This window comes from Citrobacter sedlakii NBRC 105722, from assembly GCF_000759835.1.
In the GTDB taxonomy this organism is placed as follows: domain Bacteria; phylum Pseudomonadota; class Gammaproteobacteria; order Enterobacterales; family Enterobacteriaceae; genus Citrobacter_A; species Citrobacter_A sedlakii.
This window is the reverse complement of the sequence record NZ_BBNB01000013.1, coordinates 156,941-175,366: the sequence shown is the minus strand read 5'-3', so window position 1 is coordinate 175,366 and position 18,426 is coordinate 156,941. Positions and strand designations below refer to the sequence as shown.

The window sequence follows — 18,426 nt, the reverse complement described above, 5'->3', positions numbered from 1 at the left end:
CGCTGGTCTACACCATCCAACGCGATCTGACCTATCGATATACTAAATTCAACAACGGGTACGGTTTTCCCAGATCGTCCACTTCTGAACGGCCCGTTACTGTAAACCCCATTTTTTTATAGAATCCCACTGCCTGCGCATTCTGTTCGTTAACATTGGTTGTGAGCTCCGGGGCCAGTGTAAGTGCATGTTCAATCAATAATTTTCCAATTCCACATCCGCGAACGTCTGGATCCACAAACAGCGCATCCATATGTTCACCGGTCAGCAGCATAAAGGCCACAGGGACATCCTTTTCATCGACGGCCACCCATAACGGCGCTTCTGGCAGAAATGATTTCACCAGTTCCTCAAGCTCGGCTCGATACGCTTTTGACAGAAAATCATGCGTGGCATCGACTGAACGACACCAGATCTTGACCAACTTATCCCCATCATCATGTCGCGATCGGCGAATGTTAATAACCATACTTTCTCCTTTTCTTCACGCTTATAGTCTAACGCACTTACCGACGTGAAACTTTCTCACCTTCAACATGCAGGCTCGACATTTTGCTGATTTCTCGGTATCTTCGGCTATCTGGATGTCTAAACGTATAAACGTATGTTGTGAGGTTATCAGGTTATGCCGATTCGCGTGCAGGACGAGCTACCCGCCGTCAATTTCTTGCGTGAGGAAAACGTCTTTGTGATGACGTCTTCCCGCGCGTCAGGTCAGGAAATTCGTCCGCTGAAGGTACTTATTCTCAACCTGATGCCGAAGAAAATCGAAACTGAAAATCAGTTCCTGCGCCTGCTTTCCAATTCGCCGCTGCAGGTGGATATCCAGTTGCTCAGGATCGACGCGCGTGAGTCGCGCAACACGCCAGCAGAGCATCTGAATAACTTTTATTGCAACTTTGAAGATATCTGCGATCACAACTTCGATGGACTGATTGTCACTGGCGCACCGCTGGGGCTGGTTGAGTTTAACGATGTCGCTTACTGGCCGCAGATCAAACAGGTTCTGGAATGGGCGAAAGATCATGTGACCTCGACACTGTTTGTCTGTTGGGCGGTACAGGCTGCGCTTAACATCCTTTACGGTATTCCCAAGCAAACTCGCGCCGATAAACTGTCTGGCGTCTATGAACATCACATCTTGCATCCCCATGCCTTGCTGACGCGCGGTTTTGATGATTCCTTCCTTGCGCCGCACTCGCGCTATGCTGACTTTCCGGCGGCGCTGATTCGTGACTATACCGATCTCGAGATCCTCGCAGAAACAGAGGATGGAGACGCCTATCTTTTTGCCAGCAAAGATAAACGCATTGCCTTTGTGACCGGCCATCCGGAATACGATGCGCACACGCTTGCCAGCGAATATTTTCGTGATGTTGAAGCCGGGCTGAATCCGGACGTACCGTATAATTACTTCCCTAAAAACGATCCGCAAAACAAACCGCGCGCCACCTGGCGAAGCCATGGAAATTTACTGTTTACCAACTGGCTCAACTATTACGTCTATCAGATTACCCCGTACGATCTGCGTCACATGAATCCAACACTGGATTAATCTTCTGCCGCTGACGATCCTAAAGCGTTTCAGCAGCTTGCATCAGGCACCTTCGGGTGCCTTTTTTATTTCCGAAATTCACTTCATCTTGTAATTAAACTTTATTATTAATGTTATCAATAAGTTGCTTGATAATTAAATTAAAAATGGAAATTGTTTTTGATTTTGAAATTTAATTGAGTAGTCTTAGTTGTGCTGAACGAAAAGCGCACAACGATCCTTCGTTCGCATTGGGGATGTAATGTGATCCATGACGAGGAGCTTAAGAATGAATCAACAGGCGACGACCACCGATGAACTGACCTTCACCAGGCCGTATGGCGAGCCGGAGAAGCAAATCCTCACCGAAGAAGCAGTGGCTTTTCTGACTGAACTGGTGACGCGTTTCACGCCCAAACGCAACAAGCTGCTCGCGGCGCGCATCCAGCAACAGCAGGATATTGACAACGGTAATCTGCCAGATTTTATTTCGGAAACGACTTCCATTCGTGAGGGTAACTGGACGATTCGCGGCATCCCGGCGGATTTACAGGATCGACGCGTTGAGATCACCGGACCGGTTGAGCGCAAGATGGTTATTAATGCCCTGAATGCCAACGTGAAGGTGTTTATGGCCGATTTTGAGGATTCACTGGCGCCGGAATGGAGCAAAGTGATCGACGGACATATTAACCTGCGCGACGCGGTCAATGGCACCATCAGCTACACCAACGAAGCCGGTAAAATTTACCAACTCAAGCCCGATCCGGCGTTACTCATCTGCCGCGTTCGCGGTCTGCATTTGCCGGAAAAACACGTCACCTGGCGCGGCGAGGCGATCCCGGGCAGCCTGTTCGACTTTGCGCTCTATTTCTTCCACAACTATCAGGCGCTGCTGGCCAAAGGCAGCGGCCCCTACTTCTATTTGCCGAAAACGCAGGCCTGGCAAGAAGCGGCATGGTGGAGTGAAGTCTTTAGCTACGCAGAAGATCGCTTCAATCTGCCACGCGGCACCATTAAAGCGACTCTGCTCATAGAAACGCTGCCTGCTGTTTTTCAAATGGATGAAATCCTCCACGCGCTGCGTGACCACATTGTTGGTCTGAATTGTGGCCGCTGGGATTATATCTTCAGCTATATAAAAACGTTGAAAAATCATCCGGATCGCGTCCTGCCGGACCGCCAGGTGGTGACAATGGATAAACCCTTCCTCAGCGCCTACTCACGCCTGCTGATAAAAACTTGCCACAAGCGCGGCGCGTTCGCGATGGGCGGCATGGCGGCGTTTATTCCGAGCAAAGATGCCGAGCGTAATAATCAGGTGCTCGAAAAGGTAAAAGCGGATAAAGCGCTGGAGGCGAAAAACGGCCACGACGGCACCTGGATTGCACATCCGGGGCTGGCGGATACCGCAATGGCAGTGTTTAACGAGGTGCTGGGTGAAAACAAAAACCAGCTTTTCGTCACCCGTGAGGAGGATGCGCCAATCACTGCCGAACAGCTTCTGGCGCCGTGTGAAGGAGAGCGTACTGAAGAAGGGATGCGCGCCAACATTCGCGTGGCAGTGCAGTATATCGAGGCGTGGATCTCCGGTAACGGCTGCGTACCGATTTACGGCCTGATGGAAGATGCGGCGACGGCGGAAATTTCCCGCACCTCCATCTGGCAGTGGATCCACCACGAAAAAACCCTCAGCAACGGCAAGCCGGTAACCAAAGCGCTGTTCCGCCAGATGCTGGCCGAAGAGATGCGGGTGATCCAGGACGAGCTGGGCGAGCACCGTTACAGCAGCGGGCGTTTCGATGACGCTGCGCGCCTGATGGAGCAAATCACCACATCAGATGAGTTAATCGATTTCCTGACCCTGCCGGGATACCGCTTCCTGGCGTAATTCACCACATAACAATATGGAGCATCTGCACATGAAAACCCGTACCCAACAAATTGAAGAATTACAAAAAGAATGGACACAACCGCGCTGGGAAGGCATTCGTCGCCCTTATAGCGCGGAGGAAGTGGTGAAATTACGCGGCTCGGTCAATCCGGAATGCACGCTGGCACAGCTTGGCGCGGCGAAAATGTGGCGCTTGCTGCAAGGTGAGGCGAAAAAAGGTTACATCAACAGCCTCGGCGCGCTGACCGGTGGGCAGGCGCTGCAGCAGGCGAAAGCCGGTATTGAGGCGGTCTATCTGTCAGGCTGGCAGGTGGCGGCGGATGCTAACCTGGCCTCCAGCATGTACCCGGATCAATCGCTGTATCCGGCGAACTCGGTACCGGCGGTGGTGGATCGGATCAACAATACGTTTCGTCGTGCGGATCAGATCCAGTGGTCCAGCGGGATTGAACCAAACGATCCGCGCTATGTGGACTACTTCCTGCCGATCGTGGCGGATGCGGAAGCCGGTTTTGGCGGCGTGTTAAACGCGTTTGAGCTGATGAAATCGATGATTGAAGCCGGTGCAGCGGCCGTTCACTTTGAAGATCAGCTGGCTTCCGTCAAGAAATGCGGTCACATGGGCGGCAAGGTGCTGGTGCCGACGCAGGAAGCGATCCAGAAACTGGTTGCCGCGCGTCTGGCGGCGGATGTGATGGGCGTGCCTACGCTGCTGATTGCCCGTACTGACGCCGACGCGGCGGATCTGATTACCTCCGACTGCGATCCGTACGATAGCGAATTTATTACCGGCGAGCGCACCAGCGAAGGGTTTTTCCGCACCCGCGCAGGGATCGAGCAGGCAATCAGTCGTGGTCTGGCCTACGCCCCGTATGCCGATCTGGTGTGGTGTGAAACCTCCACGCCGGATCTGGCGCTGGCGAAACGCTTTGCCGAGGCCATCCACGCCAAATATCCAGGCAAACTGCTGGCCTACAACTGCTCGCCGTCATTTAACTGGCAGAAGAATCTGGATGATACGACCATCGCCAGCTTCCAGCAGCAACTGTCGGATATGGGCTACAAATATCAGTTCATCACTTTAGCCGGGATCCACAGCATGTGGTTCAACATGTTCGATCTGGCACATGCTTATGCGCAGGGCGAAGGCATGAAGCACTACGTTGAGAAAGTGCAGCAGCCGGAATTCGCCGCCGGTAAAGAGGGCTATACCTTTGTTTCTCATCAGCAGGAAGTGGGTACCGGTTATTTCGATAAAGTCACCACCATTATTCAGGGCGGCGCGTCATCGGTTACCGCATTAACCGGGTCGACAGAAGAGTCGCAGTTCTGATGACCTGATGTCCGGTGGCGCGCGCTTACCGGGTCTACGATAACCTGTAGGCCGGATAAGCGAATGCGCCATCTGGCATGATCATGTGCAGGATGGGGAGAAGCGATGACGCGTGGCCTGGAATTACTGATTGCACAAACCATTCTGCAAGGCTTTGACGCCCAGTATGGTCGGTTTCTGGAAGTGACTTCCGGGGCGCAGCAGCGCTTCGAACAGGCTGACTGGCACGCGGTTCAGCAGGCCATGAAACAGCGTATCCATCTTTACGATCACCATGTTGGTCTGGTAGTGGAACAGTTGCGCTGCATCACCGACGGCAAAAGTACCGATGCGGATTTTTTGCTGCGGGTAAAAGAACACTACACCCGGCTGTTACCAGACTATCCACGCTTCGAGATAGCGGAGAGCTTTTTTAACTCCGTCTACTGCCGGTTATTCGATCACCGTTCGCTGACCCCCGAGCGGCTGTTTATCTTCAGCTCCCAGCCGGAGCGGCGCTTTCGTACCATTCCTCGCCCGCTGGCGAAAGATTTCTTTCCCGATCACGGCTGGGAAGCGCTATTAACGCGCGTGCTCAGCGATCTCCCTCTGCGTCTGCCGTGGCAAAATAAAAGCCGTGATATTCGCTATATCACCCTGCATCTGACGGAAACCTTTGGCGCGGATGTGTTATCCCGTAGCCATTTGCAGGTGGCGAACGAACTGTTTTATCGCAACAAGGCGGCCTGGCTGGTGGGTAAGCTGGTCATGCCCGAGGGCACTTTGCCGTTCCTGCTGCCGATTCATCGCACTGATGAAGGCGAACTGTTTGTCGACGCCTGCCTGACCACTACGGCGGAAGCCAGCATCGTGTTTGGCTTCGCCCGCTCCTATTTTATGGTGTACGCGCCGCTGCCCGCCGCGCTGGTGGAGTGGTTACGCGAGATCCTGCCGGGGAAAACCACCGCCGAACTGTATATGGCGATCGGCTGCCAGAAGCACGCCAAGACCGAAAGCTATCGCGAGTATTTACTGTACTTGCGCAGTTGCGACGAACAGTTTATTGAAGCGCCGGGCATCCGTGGGATGGTGATGCTGGTGTTTACCCTGCCGGGATTCGACCGGGTCTTCAAAATCATCAAAGATAAATTTGCCCCGCAAAAAGAGATGTCTGCCGCCCATGTTCGCGCCTGCTATCAACTGGTGAAAGAGCACGATCGCGTCGGGCGTATGGCAGATACCCAGGAGTTTGAAAACTTCGTGCTGGAGAAACGGCAAATCGACCTGGCGTTATTGTCGCTATTGCGTGAAGAAGCGCCGGAGAAAATCACCGACCTTGGCGATCACATTATCATTCGTCATTTGTATATTGAACGGCGAATGGTACCGCTGAATATCTGGCTTGAGCAGGTTGATGGCCAGCAGTTGCGTGACGCCATTGAGGAGTACGGCAACGCCATTCGCCAGCTTGCCGCCGCCAATATTTTTCCCGGCGACATGCTGTTTAAAAACTTTGGCGTTACCCGTCATGGCCGCGTGGTGTTTTACGACTACGATGAGATTTGCTACATGACAGAGGTCAATTTCCGCGATATCCCGCAAGCGCGGTATCCGGAAGATGAGTTGAGCGCCGAACCCTGGTACAGCGTATCGCCGGGCGATGTGTTTCCGGAAGAATTTCGCCACTGGCTGTGCGCCGATCCGCGCATCGGACCGTTGTTTGAAGAGATGCATGCCGACCTGTTTCGCGCCGACTACTGGCGAGCGTTACAGACGCGTATACGGGAAGGGCATGTAGAGGATGTCTATGCTTACCGGCGTAAGCAGCGGTTTTGCGTGCGGTACGCCGGTTCTGCGGAGCCGGCGTAGGCCGGAAAGGGCGCGTCGCCACCCGGTAAACCGGGCTTAACGAATTCCACCGTATGCCAGCGTCACTTCCTTCGCCGCCTTGATCACCATCGCGCCAAACTCAGTCACGCGGTCATCGGTGATGCGCGAAATCGGGCCGGAAATCGAAATGGCGGCGAACGGCTCGCGATGCTCATCATAAATGCACGATGCCACGCAGCGCAGGCCCAGCGCGTGTTCTTCATCATCAAACGAATAGCCGCGCTTACGGGTCTGGGCGAGATCGTCCTTCAGATGGACAGGCGACACCAGCGTAGCATGGGTATAGGCATGCAGTCCTTTACGGTGCAGCAGACTGGTGACCTGCTCCTCGCTGAGTTGGGAAAGGAACGCTTTGCCCGCGCCGGAGGCGTGCATCGGCAGCTTGCCGCCGATAGGCGCTGACATGCGCATCAGTTGAGTACACTGCACCTGGTCGATAATAATCGCCTGATGGTCGCTTTGATCCAGCACCGCCAGATTCACCGTCTCGCCGGAATCTTCCATCAGACGTCGCAGGATTGGGTGGACAATCGCCAGCAGATTGCGGCTTTGCAGAAAGCTGCTGCCGACAATGAACGCATGCGCGCCGACCGCCCAGTGACCGAGATCGCCAACCTGACGGACGAAACCCTGCTGCTGCATGGTGGTCAGCAGGCGGTGGGTCGTGGAATTGGGTAAGCCTGCCTGCTGCGCCAGCTCGGTCAATGCCACGCTACCGTTGGACTCCGCGATCCATTCCAGCAGCTTCAGGCCACGGGTGAGCGACTGAACCTGTCCGGCGGCGGGGGCTGTCGTCGCGGCGGGTTTTCTACCGCGTTTCGCGGGAACGGTGGCAACCATGGCTGACTCCTTTTTCTGTATCGTGGAAATCATTTTCGTTTTATTCAATTATAATGCAAGCAGACTTAAACTGATCGGATGAGTGAAGCTGAACATGTCTCATGTTGTCTGTTGTTCTCTTTTCCACCTCTTCCGTTTGTGCCAGTATGACCTGTTGAGATTTTTTTGGTCTGGTTGAGCGTTGTCGGGAGCAAGTGTGAGCAGCAAAGTTGAACAACTGCGTGCGCAGTTAAATGAACGTATTCTGGTGCTGGACGGCGGTATGGGCACGATGATCCAGAGCTACCGTCTGAGCGAAGCCGATTTTCGTGGTGACCGTTTTGCCAACTGGCCTTGCGACCTGAAAGGGAATAACGATCTGCTGGTGCTCAGCAAACCGGACGTTATCCGCGCTATCCATGACGCTTATTTTGACGCAGGCGCGGATATCATCGAAACCAACACGTTTAACTCCACGACCATCGCGATGGCGGATTATCAGATGGAGTCGCTGTCGGCGGAAATTAACTTTGCTGCCGCGAAGCTGGCGCGAGCCTGTGCCGATGAGTGGACGGCGCGCACGCCGGAAAAACCGCGCTATGTGGCTGGCGTCCTCGGCCCCACTAACCGCACGGCCTCCATCTCGCCCGATGTGAACGACCCGGCGTTCCGTAATATCTCTTTCGATCAACTGGTGGCGGCCTACCGTGAATCCACGCGGGCGCTGGTGGAAGGCGGTGCAGACCTCATTCTGATCGAAACGGTTTTCGATACGCTGAATGCGAAAGCGGCGATATTCGCCGTGAAAGAAGAATTTGAGGCGCTGGGCGTGGAATTGCCGATTATGATTTCCGGCACTATCACCGACGCCTCCGGACGCACGCTTTCCGGCCAGACAACCGAAGCGTTTTACAATTCGTTGCGCCACGCCGAAGCGCTCACTTTTGGCCTGAACTGCGCACTGGGACCGGATGAGCTGCGCCAGTACGTGCAGGAACTGTCGCGTATCGCCGAATGCTACGTCACTGCCCACCCGAACGCCGGACTGCCTAACGCCTTCGGCGAGTACGATCTTGATGCCGATACCATGGCGAAGCAAATCCGCGAATGGGCGCAAGCGGGCTTCCTGAATATCGTCGGCGGCTGCTGTGGTACCACGCCGGAACATATTGCCGCCATGAGCCGCGCGGTAGAAGGCTTACCGCCGCGTAAACTGCCGGACATTGCTATCGCCTGCCGGTTGTCGGGGCTTGAACCGCTTAACATTGGCGACGACAGTCTGTTTGTGAACGTCGGCGAGCGTACCAACGTTACGGGTTCAGCGAAGTTCAAGCGCCTGATCAAAGAAGAAAAATACAGCGAGGCGCTGGATGTCGCCCGTCAGCAGGTAGAGAGCGGCGCGCAGATCATCGATATCAACATGGACGAGGGGATGCTCGACGCCGAAGCGGCGATGGTACGTTTTCTCAACCTGATCGCCGGGGAGCCAGACATCGCCCGCGTGCCGATCATGATCGACTCCTCTAAATGGGAGGTGATCGAAAAAGGGCTGAAGTGCATTCAGGGTAAAGGCATCGTCAACTCCATCTCGATGAAAGAGGGGGTTGAAACCTTCATCCATCATGCGAAGCTGCTGCGCCGCTACGGTGCGGCGGTGGTAGTCATGGCGTTTGATGAGCAGGGCCAGGCGGATACCCGCGCGCGTAAAATCGAGATTTGTCGCCGCGCGTACAAAATTTTGACCGAAGAGGTGGGCTTCCCGCCGGAAGACATTATCTTCGACCCGAACATTTTCGCTGTCGCCACCGGAATCGAGGAGCACAACAACTACGCGCAGGATTTTATTGGCGCGTGTGAAGACATTAAACGCGAATTGCCGCACGCGCTGATCTCCGGCGGCGTTTCTAACGTCTCGTTCTCGTTTCGCGGCAACGACCCGGTGCGCGAGGCGATTCATGCGGTATTCCTCTACTACGCCATTCGCAACGGTATGGATATGGGGATCGTCAACGCCGGACAACTGGCGATTTACGACGATTTGCCGACGGAACTGCGCGATGCGGTAGAGGATGTGATCCTCAACCGTCGCGATGATGGCACCGAGCGACTGCTGGAACTGGCGGAAAAATATCGCGGCAGCAAGGCTGATGATTCCGCCAACGCCCAGCAGGCGGAGTGGCGAAGCTGGGATGTGAAAAAGCGCCTCGAATACTCGCTGGTGAAAGGCATCACCGAATTTATCGAACAGGATACCGAAGAAGCCCGTCAGCAGGCTGCCCGCCCGATTGAAGTGATTGAAGGACCGCTGATGGACGGCATGAACGTGGTCGGCGATCTGTTTGGCGAAGGGAAGATGTTTCTGCCGCAGGTGGTCAAATCCGCCCGCGTGATGAAGCAGGCGGTGGCGTATCTGGAGCCGTTTATTGAAGCCAGTAAAGAGCAGGGCTCGAGCAATGGCAAGATGGTCATCGCCACGGTGAAAGGCGACGTTCATGACATTGGCAAAAACATTGTCGGCGTCGTTTTACAGTGTAATAACTACGAAATTGTCGATCTCGGCGTGATGGTTCCGGCGGAGAAAATCCTCAAAACCGCGAAAGAGGTGAATGCCGATCTGATCGGCCTTTCCGGCCTGATCACCCCGTCGCTGGATGAAATGGTGAATGTGGCGAAAGAGATGGAGCGTCAGGGCTTTACCATTCCGCTGCTGATTGGCGGCGCGACCACCTCAAAAGCGCACACGGCGGTGAAGATCGAGCAGAACTACAGCGGCCCGACGGTTTACGTGCAGAATGCCTCGCGCACGGTGGGCGTGGTGGCGGCGCTCCTGTCGGACACTCAACGCGATGAGTTTGTCGCCCGTACCCGTAAAGAGTACGAAACCGTACGTATTCAGCACGGGCGTAAAAAACCGCGCACGCCGCCTGTCTCGCTGGCTGCCGCGCGGGATAACGATCTGGCTTTCGACTGGGCAAGCTACACGCCGCCGGTGGCGCACCGTCTGGGCGTACAGGAAGTAGAGGCGAGCATCGAAACGCTGCGTAATTACATCGACTGGACGCCATTCTTCATGACCTGGTCGCTGGCCGGGAAATATCCGCGCATTCTTGAAGATGAAGTGGTGGGCGAGGAGGCAAAACGCCTGTTTAAAGACGCCAACGACATGCTGGATAAACTCAGCGCTGAGAAAACGCTCAACCCGCGCGGTGTGGTCGGCCTGTTCCCGGCGAACCGTATCGGTGACGATATCGAGATCTACCGCGATGAAACCCGCACCCATGTGCTTGCGGTCAGCCATCATCTGCGACAGCAAACCGAAAAAGTGGGTTTTGCCAACTACTGCCTGGCCGATTTCGTCGCGCCGAAGCTGTCCGGCAAAGCCGACTATATTGGCGCCTTCGCGGTGACCGGCGGGCTTGAAGAGGACGCGCTGGCGGACGCGTTCGAGGCCCAGCACGATGACTACAACAAAATCATGGTAAAAGCGATTGCCGACCGCCTGGCGGAAGCGTTCGCCGAGTACCTGCATGAACGTGTGCGCAAGGTGCACTGGGGCTATGCGGCAAATGAAAACCTCAGCAATGAGGATCTCATCCGCGAAAATTACCAGGGGATCCGTCCGGCGCCGGGGTATCCTGCCTGCCCGGAACATACCGAGAAGGGCACCATCTGGCAGTTGCTGGACGTTGAACAGCATACCGGCATGAAGCTCACCGAGTCCTTTGCCATGTGGCCTGGGGCGTCGGTATCAGGCTGGTACTTCAGCCATCCGGACAGCAAGTACTTCGCGGTGGCGCAAATTCAGCGCGATCAGGTGGAAGATTACGCGTTCCGCAAAGGAATGAGCGTAACGGAAGTGGAGCGCTGGCTGGCGCCTAATCTGGGCTACGATGCGGACTGACCCGTCAGACTGAAGTCACGTTTCCTTACAACTCCCGGGGCGCTCATTGAGCGCCCTGTCTCTTTCTTACAATTAAACCCTTATACTCAAGGCAGGCGCTGCGCAAAATTTATCGCTAATGAGCCTCAGGAAAACATATAAATATAAGGAGTACCTGATTCCGTGTTAACGCTGTTACACCTGCTTTCTGCTGTCGCCCTGCTGGTGTGGGGCACCCATATTGTGCGTACCGGCGTGATGCGCGTATTTGGCGCGCGCTTGCGTACCGTCCTCAGCCGTAGTGTAGAAAAGAAACCACTCGCCTTCTGTGCGGGGATTGGCGTCACTGCGCTGGTGCAAAGCAGTAATGCCACGACGATGCTGGTCACCTCATTTGTCGCTCAGGATCTGGTCGCCCTGACGCCTGCGCTGGTGATTGTGCTCGGAGCGGATGTGGGGACCGCGCTAATGGCGCGTATTCTGACCTTCGATTTATCGTGGTTGTCGCCACTGCTGATTTTTATCGGCGTGATCTTCTTCCTCGGGCGCAAACAGTCCCGCGCCGGGCAACTGGGACGTGTTGGTATTGGTCTGGGACTGATTCTGTTGGCGCTGGAGCTGATTGTCCAGGCGGTCACGCCGATCACCCAGGCTAACGGCGTGCAGGTGATTTTCGCCTCGCTGACCGGCGATATCATGCTTGATGCGCTGATCGGCGCGATGTTTGCCATCATCAGTTACTCCAGTCTCGCGGCGGTGCTGCTGACCGCGACCTTGACGGCGGCGGGCATTATCTCGTTCCCGGTGGCGCTGTGTCTGGTGATTGGCGCTAACCTCGGCTCCGGTCTGCTGGCGATGCTCAACAACAGCGCCGCCAATGCCGCTGCCCGTCGCGTGGCGCTGGGTAGCTTGCTGTTCAAGCTGGTGGGCAGCCTGATTATTCTGCCGTTCGTGCATCCGCTGGCGGACCTGATGGATGAATTGCCGCTGCCGAAGTCCGAACTGGTGATCTACTTCCACGTCTTTTACAACCTGGTGCGTTGTCTGGCGATGATCCCGTTCGCTGAACCGATGGCGCGGCTTTGCCAGCGATTGATCCGTGACCAGCCGGAGCTGGAGGCGCACCTGAAACCGAAGCATCTGGACGTTAGCGCGCTGGATACCCCGACGCTGGCGCTGGCCAATGCCGCTCGGGAAGCGTTGCGGATCGGCGACGCGATGGAACAGATGATGGTTGGACTGAAAAAGGTGATGCACGGCGAGCCGCGTGAAGAGAAAGAGCTGCGCAAAATAGCGGATGACATCAACGTGCTGTATACCGCTATCAAGCTCTATCTGGCGCGGATGCCGAAAGAAGAGCTGGCGGAAGAGGAGTCTACGCGCTGGGCGGAGATCATCGAAATGTCGCTTAACCTTGAGCAGGCATCGGATATCGTCGAGCGCATGGGCAGTGAAATTGCCGATAAATCGCTGGCGGCACGTCGCGCATTTTCTGTCGAAGGGTTAAAAGAGCTGGATGCGCTGCACGATCAACTGCTCAGTAACCTACAGCTGGCGATGTCGGTATTCTTCTCTGGCGACGTCACCAGCGCCCGACGACTGCGCCGCAGCAAGCACCGTTTTCGTATACTGAACCGCCGCTATTCCCACGCGCACGTCGACCGTCTGCATCAGCAGAACGTGCAAAGCATCGAAACCAGTTCTCTGCATTTGGGGCTGCTGGGTGACATGCAGCGTCTGAACTCGCTGTTCTGCTCCGTTGCCTACAGCGTGCTTGAGCAACCGGATGAAGATGACGAGCGTGACGAGTATCAGTGACAGTAAAGAGAGAGAAAAGCGAGCCCGGTGGCGCTGGCCGGGCCAGTGAGTGAACGTCGATTTTCCTGGTGGTTATTTATCTGATGTGAGTACCTTCAGCGGTGTGATTCACCCTCAATATTCGTTTATCTCAGGAGCACCCTGCGGGATATACGACCTGAGAATTAGAATTAATTTTGTTAGGATGTCAGTAATTAGGTCTTTTCCTAATGCGAAATTAGCCTCCAACGCAATGGATATTCTATGAGTGAAACAGAAACGACACCCCTGAAATCAAAAAGCCAGATTAACAAAGCAGTATTTTTTACGTCTGCTTTGTTAATTTTCCTTTTGGTCGCCTTCGCAGCGATCTTTCCTGAAATCGCTGACAAAAATTTCAAGCTGCTACAGCAGAGCATTTTTACCAACGCCAGCTGGTTTTACATTCTGGCGGTTGCGTTGATCCTGTTGAGCGTGACATTTCTTGGCCTTTCCCGTTACGGCGATATTAAGCTCGGCCCGGACCACGCACAGCCGGATTTCAGCTATCACTCGTGGTTCGCCATGCTCTTTTCCGCGGGGATGGGGATTGGCCTGATGTTCTTTGGCGTCGCTGAACCCGTCATGCACTACCTTTCGCCGCCGGTGGGTACGCCTGAAACCGTCACCGCGGCAAAAGAGGCGATGCGTCTGACATTTTTCCACTGGGGGCTTCACGCCTGGGCAATCTACGCGATAGTGGCGCTGATCCTTGCTTTTTTCAGCTATCGTCACGGCTTGCCGCTAACGCTTCGCTCCGCGCTTTATCCCATTATTGGCGATCGCATATATGGCCCTATCGGGCATGCCGTGGATATTTTTGCCGTCATTGGTACCGTTTTTGGGGTGGCCACGTCACTGGGTTATGGCGTATTGCAAGTCAATGCCGGGCTTAATCATCTTTTTGACGTGCCGATAAATGAAACGGTTCAGGTCATTCTGATCGTGGTAATTACCGGGCTGGCGACAATTTCAGTGGTTTCCGGGCTGGATAAAGGTATTCGTATTTTGTCGGAATTGAACCTCGGTCTCGCCGTTTTGCTACTGGCGTTGGTTCTGCTGCTGGGGCCGACGGTGCTTTTACTGAAGTCCTTTGTAGAAAACACCGGTGGCTATTTATCGGAACTGGTGAGTAAAACATTCAACCTGTACGCCTATGAACCGAAGTCCAGTAACTGGTTGGGCGGCTGGACGCTGCTGTACTGGGGATGGTGGCTGTCCTGGTCTCCGTTTGTCGGCATGTTTATCGCCCGAGTTTCCCGGGGCAGAACGATCAGGGAGTTTGTCACGGGCGTGCTGTTTGTACCGGCCGGTTTCACGCTGATGTGGATGACCGTGTTTGGCAACAGCGCTATCTACCTGATTATGTTCCAGGGCGCCAACGATCTGGCTACAACCGTTCAGCAGGACGTGGCCCTGGCGCTGTTTAATTTCCTCGAACATTTCCCGTTTTCCGGGGCGCTTTCGTTTATCGCTATGGCGATGGTGATCGTTTTCTTTGTGACCTCTGCCGATTCGGGCGCCATGGTGGTCGATACGCTGGCCTCTGGCGGGTCCAGCAATACGCCTGTCTGGCAGCGCATTTTCTGGGCCTCGTTGATGGGCATTGTCGCAATTGCCCTTCTGCTGGCGGGTGGGCTAAGCGCGTTGCAGACGGTGACAATAGCCAGTGCGCTGCCGTTCTCAGCGATATTGTTGATTTCGATTTACGGTTTGCTCAAAGCGCTGCGCCGGGATCTGACCAAACGCGAAAGCCAGAGCATGGCGACGATTGCGCCAACCGCCGCCAGAAACCCGATACCGTGGCAGCGCAGGCTGCGTAATATCGCCTATTTGCCGAAGCGCTCGCTGGTTAAACGTTTTATGGATGATGTGATCCAGCCTGCTATGGTGCTGGTCCAGGAAGAGTTGAATAAACAGGGTACGCTTAGCCACATCAGCGATGCGTCGGAGGATCGCCTCCGGCTGGAAGTTGATCTGGGAAACGAGCTGAACTTCATCTATGAAGTCAGGTTGCGGGGGTATAATTCTCCAACCTTTGCCCTGTCCGCACTGGAAAATGACGAGCAGCAGAATGAACAGCATAAATATTATCGTGCTGAAATTTATCTGAAAGAGGGCGGACAAAACTACGACGTGATGGGCTGGAATCAGGAACAAATCATCAACGACATTCTTGACCAGTATGAAAAACATCTCCACTTTTTGCATCTGGTTCGGTAATACCTTTCATGCCGTCCCGAAGGGCGGCATGAGTCTTTATTGCGTCTGCTTCACCCACACCAGTTGATCGACCCGGAAGCCCAGACTGCGCGCGGTGGCGAGATAATCCTGCTTCACCGCGTCCGGGATAGTGGGCGTGCGCGACAGGATCCACAGATAGCTGCGGTCCGGGCCGCTGACCAGCGCGTGCTGGTAATTATCATCCAGTTTAATCACGTTATAGCCGCCGTAGAACGGCCCGAAGAACGAGACTTTCAGCGCGGCCGTGGTTGGCTCACCCGTGAAATAGGCTTTCCCTTCGCTCTCATTCCACATATTTTTCACCGGGTCGTAACCGCGGTTAAGCACGCTAATACCGCCGTCGCTGCGCTTGCCGTAGATGGCGGTCACCTGCTCAAGCCCCCGCTCAAAGCGGTTTTCCAGGCGGGCGACTTCGTACCATTTGCCCAGATAGCGACTGGCGTCAAAATTCGTAATGGGCTGAACGCCTTTCGGCGGCGTGGGGGATTTACAGGCAACCAGCGTCAACGCAATCGCGACACCGGTTACGACAGGCCATAGCTTCATGAGAACTCCTTTCATCTACGCAGTTGGAAGTAAAGTGTAGTGCAAACGGTTCGCGCTTCATTCAAACCGGCGTGATTGGCAGAAGATTGAGAGTAATCTTTATCCACTGTTATGCGCCTGTTACATAAGAGTATGCCCAGCAGCTAAAATATCATTACGCCTTATGATTCACAGTCAGGAGAAGAGCATGAACGTGCAACCCGTTATTGGTATCAGCGGCTGTTTAACCGGATCGAACGTTCGTTTTGACGGCGGCCACAAGCGTATGGGCTTTGTCATGGATGAACTGGCGCAGTGGGTCACGTTCAAACCGATATGCCCGGAGATGGCGATTGGCCTGCCCGTTCCGCGTCCGGCGCTGCGCCTGGTGCAGACGGCGGCAGGGGACATCCGGATGCGCTTTAGCCATGCGCCGCATGAGGATGTGACGGACAACATGGCGACGTTTACCGACAGCCATCTCTCGCGTCTGGGCGATCTGGCAGGCTTTATTGTCTGTGCAAAATCACCCAGTTGCGGCATGGAGCGGGTACGGCTGTACGATGAAAAAGGCAATCGCGGGCGTAAAGAGGGCGTCGGTCTGTTCACCGGCGCCTTAATGGCGAGCTATCCCTGGCTGCCCGTTGAAGAAGATGGCCGTCTGCACGATCCGGTGCTGCGGGAAAATTTCGTTGAGCGGGTATTTGCCCTGCACGAACTCAACGCGTTGCGTGAAACGGGCCTGACGCGACGTGCGCTACTGGACTTCCACAGTCGCTACAAACTCCAGTTGCTGGCGCACCATCAGGCGGGGTATCGCGAGATCGGGCCGTTTGTCGCCTCATTACATGAATGGGACGATCTGGAGGCGTTTTTCGTGGTGTACCGCGAAAAGCTGATGACGATCCTGAAAAAACCGGCCTCGCGGAAAAACCACACCAATGTGCTGATGCATATCCAGGGGTATTTCCGTAACCAACTTAATAGCCGCCAGCGTGGGGAGCTGCGCGACGTCATCCTTAACTATCGCGCCGGTGTGTTGCCGATCCTCGCCCCGTTAACGCTGCTGAAGCACTATCTGGCCGAATACCCGGATCGCTACCTGCTGACGCAAAACTATTTTGATCCCTACCCGCAGGATCTTGCCCTACGTCTGACGGTAAACTGAGTGGGTGGTGCGCGTGATGGCGGGGCGTAGCAACGTGGTTCTTTTTTATCGCCCCAAAGGTAAGGTATATTTCGCTTTTAATACACACCGGCATTCAGGCTGTATCAAGGCGGCAAGGGAGTAACACCCTGGAGAATGCAGTGTCTACAGGAGAAACTATGCTGCCCGACTCATCCATCCGACTCAATAAATACATCAGCGAAAGCGGGATCTGCTCGCGTCGTGAAGCCGACCGCTTTATCGAACAAGGAAATGTCTTCATTAACGGCAAGCGCGCCACCATCGGCGATCAGGTGATGCCGGGCGACGTGGTGAAGGTCAACGGTCGGCTGATTGAGCCGCGTGAAGCGGAAGATTTGGTGTTTATCGCCCTGAACAAGCCGGTGGGGATCGTCAGCACCACTGAAGACAGCGAGCGTGACAATATCGTTGATTTCGTTAACCACAGTAAGCGCGTGTTCCCGATTGGCCGACTGGATAAAGACTCGCAGGGATTGATTTTCCTGACCAACCATGGCGATCTGGTCAATAAAATCCTGCGTGCCGGAAACGATCATGAAAAAGAGTACCTGGTGACGGTCGATAAGCCGATCACCGACGAGTTTATTCGTGGTATGGGCGCGGGCGTGCCGATCCTTGGTACGGTCACTAAAAAGTGTAAGGTAAAAAAAGAAGCGCCATTTGTGTTCCGCATTACCCTGATTCAGGGGCTGAACCGCCAGATCCGCCGGATGTGCGAATACTTCGGTTACGAAGTCACGAAGCTTGAACGTACGCGCATCATGAACGTGGGCCTTGCCGGGCTGCCGCTCGGCGAATGGCGCGATCTGACGGATGACGAACTGATTACGTTGTTTAAGCTGATCGAAAACTCATCGTCTGAAGCGAAACCGAAGGCAAAATCGAAGCCGAAAACCGCGGGGATAAAGCGGCCGGTGGTGAAGATCGAAAAACCGAAAGAAAAAGAGAAAGCGCGCCCGGCGGCAAACGGTAAGCGTTTCACCTCGCCGGGGCGTAAAAAGAAAGGTCGTTAACGTCGGCCGCGCGTTGGCGTATTCGCCGACCAGGAGAACGACGCCGCTGAATCCGGTTTGTAAGCCTGCTTTTTCTTCAACTGGCGGGCTTTTTTAGCTTCTGCTTCGCGCAGGGCCATCAGTTTATCGATGTACTCCTTCTTCACGCTGTTGGTTTCGCTGTTCGTCAGCGGACGACCATGTGCAATGCGCGCGCGATCCAGCAGCGTTTTCAGCTCGCGCTGCTCGCGTTCCGTCATCTCTTTTTGGGTAATGCGGGGGAGTGCCATGCGGGTGTCCTCAATCGGATA

The 18,426-nt window shown here is 54.9% G+C and carries 13 protein-coding genes; 9 read left to right on the top strand and 4 right to left on the bottom strand.

Annotation, left to right across the window (positions count from 1 at the left end; translation table 11 throughout):
• Window positions 1-31 precede the first annotated feature (31 nt).
• A complete protein-coding gene (locus tag CSE01S_RS17960) occupies window positions 32-469 on the bottom strand; it encodes an acetyltransferase (RefSeq protein ID WP_042291320.1) in 438 nt (145 codons plus the stop codon).
• 156 nt (window positions 470-625) lie between these two features.
• On the opposite strand from CSE01S_RS17960, the gene metA reads away from it, so the two are divergent.
• From metA to aceK, 4 genes are all read left to right on the top strand, one after another.
• Window positions 626-1,555 carry a homoserine O-acetyltransferase MetA gene (gene metA / locus CSE01S_RS17955; RefSeq protein ID WP_042291319.1) on the top strand — a complete coding sequence of 310 codons (930 nt, stop codon included), beginning with the start codon at window positions 626-628 and terminating at the stop codon, window positions 1,553-1,555.
• Window positions 1,556-1,823: 268 nt separating this feature from the next.
• Window positions 1,824-3,425, top strand: a complete 1,602-nt coding sequence (gene aceB, locus CSE01S_RS17950) for a malate synthase A (RefSeq protein ID WP_042291316.1) — start codon at window positions 1,824-1,826, stop codon at window positions 3,423-3,425.
• A gap of 31 nt (window positions 3,426-3,456) precedes the next feature.
• Window positions 3,457-4,761 carry an isocitrate lyase gene (gene aceA, locus CSE01S_RS17945; protein ID WP_042291314.1) on the top strand — a complete coding sequence of 435 codons (1,305 nt, stop codon included), beginning with the start codon at window positions 3,457-3,459 and terminating at the stop codon, window positions 4,759-4,761.
• A 105-nt stretch (window positions 4,762-4,866) separates the two neighbouring features.
• The gene (gene aceK / locus CSE01S_RS17940) at window positions 4,867-6,609 is read left to right on the top strand and encodes a bifunctional isocitrate dehydrogenase kinase/phosphatase (RefSeq protein ID WP_042291311.1); all 1,743 of its coding nucleotides are present in this window, start codon (window positions 4,867-4,869) and stop codon (window positions 6,607-6,609) included.
• A 36-nt stretch (window positions 6,610-6,645) separates the two neighbouring features.
• Here the strand turns inward: aceK and iclR are convergent, their stop codons facing one another.
• Window positions 6,646-7,470 (bottom strand): glyoxylate bypass operon transcriptional repressor IclR, encoded by an 825-nt coding sequence (gene iclR / locus CSE01S_RS17935; protein WP_042291309.1) that lies wholly within the window; start codon window positions 7,468-7,470, stop codon window positions 6,646-6,648.
• A 196-nt stretch (window positions 7,471-7,666) separates the two neighbouring features.
• Here iclR and metH point away from each other — a divergent pair, with 196 nt between their 5' ends.
• From metH to CSE01S_RS17920, 3 genes are all read left to right on the top strand, one after another.
• Window positions 7,667-11,350, top strand: coding sequence for a methionine synthase (gene metH, locus CSE01S_RS17930; RefSeq protein ID WP_042291308.1), 3,684 nt, complete (start codon window positions 7,667-7,669; stop codon window positions 11,348-11,350).
• A gap of 162 nt (window positions 11,351-11,512) precedes the next feature.
• Window positions 11,513-13,147, top strand: a complete 1,635-nt coding sequence (locus tag CSE01S_RS17925) for a Na/Pi cotransporter family protein (protein WP_042291306.1) — start codon at window positions 11,513-11,515, stop codon at window positions 13,145-13,147.
• A 243-nt stretch (window positions 13,148-13,390) separates the two neighbouring features.
• Window positions 13,391-15,388, top strand: coding sequence for a BCCT family transporter (locus CSE01S_RS17920; RefSeq protein WP_042291302.1), 1,998 nt, complete (start codon window positions 13,391-13,393; stop codon window positions 15,386-15,388).
• Between the two features lie 36 nt (window positions 15,389-15,424).
• On the opposite strand, the gene CSE01S_RS17915 is transcribed toward CSE01S_RS17920, so the two are convergent.
• Window positions 15,425-15,955: a lipocalin family protein gene (locus CSE01S_RS17915; RefSeq protein ID WP_042291299.1), complete on the bottom strand. Its 531-nt coding sequence runs from the start codon at window positions 15,953-15,955 to the stop codon at window positions 15,425-15,427.
• Between the two features lie 187 nt (window positions 15,956-16,142).
• Here CSE01S_RS17915 and CSE01S_RS17910 point away from each other — a divergent pair, with 187 nt between their 5' ends.
• Window positions 16,143-17,102, top strand: a complete 960-nt coding sequence (locus CSE01S_RS17910) for a YbgA family protein (RefSeq protein WP_042291296.1) — start codon at window positions 16,143-16,145, stop codon at window positions 17,100-17,102.
• 158 nt (window positions 17,103-17,260) lie between these two features.
• Window positions 17,261-18,136: a 23S rRNA pseudouridine(2604) synthase RluF gene (gene rluF / locus CSE01S_RS17905; RefSeq protein ID WP_042291291.1), complete on the top strand. Its 876-nt coding sequence runs from the start codon at window positions 17,261-17,263 to the stop codon at window positions 18,134-18,136.
• On the opposite strand, the gene CSE01S_RS17900 is transcribed toward rluF, so the two are convergent.
• Complete coding sequence (locus CSE01S_RS17900; RefSeq protein WP_042291290.1) at window positions 18,133-18,405, bottom strand: YjbD family protein; 273 nt, start codon at window positions 18,403-18,405, stop codon at window positions 18,133-18,135. The genes rluF and CSE01S_RS17900 overlap by 4 nt on opposite strands.
• Window positions 18,406-18,426: the final 21 nt, after the last annotated feature.

What these genes read in the sequence shown, in the direction of transcription:
- CSE01S_RS17900 (WP_042291290.1), bottom strand. Translation starts at nt 18,405, where the DNA reads ATGGCACTCCCCCGCATTACCCAAAAAGAGATGACGGAACGCGAGCAG.
- aceK (WP_042291311.1), top strand. Translation starts at nt 4,867, where the DNA reads ATGACGCGTGGCCTGGAATTACTGATTGCACAAACCATTCTGCAAGGC.
- CSE01S_RS17960 (WP_042291320.1), bottom strand. Translation starts at nt 469, where the DNA reads ATGGTTATTAACATTCGCCGATCGCGACATGATGATGGGGATAAGTTG.
- CSE01S_RS17910 (WP_042291296.1), top strand. Translation starts at nt 16,143, where the DNA reads ATGAACGTGCAACCCGTTATTGGTATCAGCGGCTGTTTAACCGGATCG.
- rluF (WP_042291291.1), top strand. Translation starts at nt 17,261, where the DNA reads ATGCTGCCCGACTCATCCATCCGACTCAATAAATACATCAGCGAAAGC.
- aceB (WP_042291316.1), top strand. Translation starts at nt 1,824, where the DNA reads ATGAATCAACAGGCGACGACCACCGATGAACTGACCTTCACCAGGCCG.
- CSE01S_RS17915 (WP_042291299.1), bottom strand. Translation starts at nt 15,955, where the DNA reads ATGAAGCTATGGCCTGTCGTAACCGGTGTCGCGATTGCGTTGACGCTG.
- aceA (WP_042291314.1), top strand. Translation starts at nt 3,457, where the DNA reads ATGAAAACCCGTACCCAACAAATTGAAGAATTACAAAAAGAATGGACA.
- metA (WP_042291319.1), top strand. Translation starts at nt 626, where the DNA reads ATGCCGATTCGCGTGCAGGACGAGCTACCCGCCGTCAATTTCTTGCGT.
- CSE01S_RS17920 (WP_042291302.1), top strand. Translation starts at nt 13,391, where the DNA reads ATGAGTGAAACAGAAACGACACCCCTGAAATCAAAAAGCCAGATTAAC.
- iclR (WP_042291309.1), bottom strand. Translation starts at nt 7,470, where the DNA reads ATGGTTGCCACCGTTCCCGCGAAACGCGGTAGAAAACCCGCCGCGACG.